2 protein-coding genes and 1 pseudogene are annotated in these 2,180 nt (G+C 47.1%); all 3 read right to left on the reverse strand.

Annotated elements, in window-relative coordinates:
• Positions 1–773, reverse strand: a 773-nt coding sequence (locus tag B7X71_RS15635) for an amino acid--tRNA ligase-related protein (RefSeq protein WP_293601399.1), incomplete at its 3' end; no start/stop codon positions are given.
• A gap of 16 nt (positions 774–789) precedes the next feature.
• On the reverse strand, positions 790–1,443 hold the full coding sequence (locus tag B7X71_RS15640; RefSeq protein ID WP_293601401.1) for a DUF502 domain-containing protein: 654 nt from the start codon (positions 1,441–1,443) through the stop codon (positions 790–792).
• 64 nt (positions 1,444–1,507) lie between these two features.
• Positions 1,508–2,180: pseudogene (locus tag B7X71_RS15645) on the reverse strand (ubiquinone biosynthesis regulatory protein kinase UbiB); the annotation flags it as partial.

Raw genomic sequence — 2,180 nt, forward strand, 5'->3', positions numbered from 1 at the left:
TGCCTTGAGTGCTTCAAAGGATGCGGACGGACTATCGGCGGGATAAACGATAAAAGCGTTAGCTGGAGCCCCGTCCATTTCAATAGCACGGGCAATATCCGTAAATCTTCGTCACGGAAACACTTCGTAATTTGGTAGTAGCGATCAAAACCAGCCACCATCAACAATTGTTTAAACAATTGAGGGGACTGTGGCAATGCAAAGAACTGACCATCATGTACACGTGAAGGGACTAGATAGTCACGCGCACCCTCAGGAGTACTCTTGGTCAACATCGGTGTTTCAATATCAATAAAGCCTGCAGCGTCGAAATAGCGACGACATTCCATGGCAACGTTGTAACGCAAACGCAAATTCTTTTGCATTTGAGGGCGCCGTAAATCTAGAACGCGGTGAGTTAAGCGAGTGGTCTCAGATAAATTCTCATCCTCTAATTGGAATGGAGGAGTAATAGACGCATTAAGAATGACCAAGCTATGGCAAAGCACTTCAATCTTGCCACTCACTAAATCATTATTCTCGGTACCAGCTGGACGCGCACGCACCAAGCCTTTGATCTGAATACAAAACTCGTTACGAACCTGCTCAGCTAAAGCGAACATTTCCGGACGATCTGGATCGCATACCACCTGCACAAAACCCTGGTGATCACGTAGGTCAATAAAAATTACGCCACCGTGGTCACGGCGTCGATTTACCCAACCAGACAGGGTAATTTCCTGACCAATGAGTGATTCAGTTACCTGACCGCAGGTATGGCTTCGCATCGACATAACAATTTCCTATAAATCAAAGATGATGGTTTGGCCCAACCGCAGGCAAACCAGTTGAACTGGTGGGAGGAACAGATCCCATTGAAACAATGTGCTTGAGCGCCGCTTCGACACTCATCTCTAATTCAATAGTGTTCGCACGGGGGACAATCATAAAAAATCCAGAAGTCGGATTTGGTGTGGTTGGTAGGAATACGTTGACATAGTCCTCACCCAACTTCGCGGCTACTTCTTTAGCTGGCATACCAGTCTGAAATGCAATCGCCCAAGAATCTGCATGGGGATAACGAATTAATAATGCTTTGCTAAAAGCTTGGCCGCTACCAGAAAATAGTGTGGAGGAGACCTGCTGAACGCTTGAATAAATTGATCGCACAATAGGAATGCGATTCATGAACTGGTGCCATATCTTCAGCCACCATTGCCCTGCAAAACTAATTGCAAGTAATCCAGTAATCATGATGACTGCAACAACGATCAGAATGCCGACACCCGGCAACTCACGGAAATGCCGTAAATCTCCAGCAAACTGATTGGGGAAAATGGTGATAAGGGCTTGCATAACAGAGCCAAAAACACCGTCGAGCAGGCCCAAACCCCATGCAATCACCCAAATGGTGACTGACATTGGTGCCCACACCAGAATGCCTGCGATGAAGTATTTTTTCATTTGCCTATGCTTGAACTTTGCCTAACCTGGCATTTTAGCGGTTTAAGCGCCGGCAGGCGACAGACTAGTAAAGACCAAGGCCGATTATCAGAATCCCAGCCAAAAAACCGCCGGCAAATAGCAAAGCACCCGCCAAGAGGCGATGGGTACGTCTTTCCTGCAATAAAAGGCCTTTTAAGACCTCCAATTCAGCATTTGACTCTCTACGGGGGATGCGTGCCTGCGCCAAACTCTCCGCAATCAAACGCGGCAGGGTCGGCAAGATTTGCGCCCAACTTGGCGCCTCAGCCTTAATGCCGTCAACCAAAGCTCGCCAACCAAGCTGCTGACTGACCCATTTTTCCAAAATTGGCTTTGCAGTCTTCCAGAGGTCTAAGTCTGGATCAAGCTGACGCGCAAGACCTTCAACATTCAATAAGGTCTTCTGAAGCAAAGTGAGTTGCGGCTGAATTTCCACCTTAAATCGTCGGGAAGTTTGGAATAAACGCATCAGCACGATCCCCAAGGAAATTTCTTTCAGTGGGCGATCAAAGTAAGGCTCACAAACAGAACGCACCGCTCCCTCAAGTTCTTCAACACGCGTATTTGCCGGAACCCAACCGGACTCAATATGTAATTCAGCAACGCGACGGTAATCGCGATTAAAGAAGGCGAGGAAATTTAATGCCAAATAACTCTTATCAGACTGGCTCAGCGCGCCAACAATACCGAAATCCAAAGAAATAAATCTACCAAAT

It is taken from the genome of Polynucleobacter sp. 39-46-10 (genome assembly GCF_002282275.1).

Excerpts from the sequence above, each read along its gene's own strand:
- B7X71_RS15640 (WP_293601401.1), bottom strand. The coding sequence starts at position 1,443 with ATGAAAAAATACTTCATCGCAGGCATTCTGGTGTGGGCACCAATGTCA.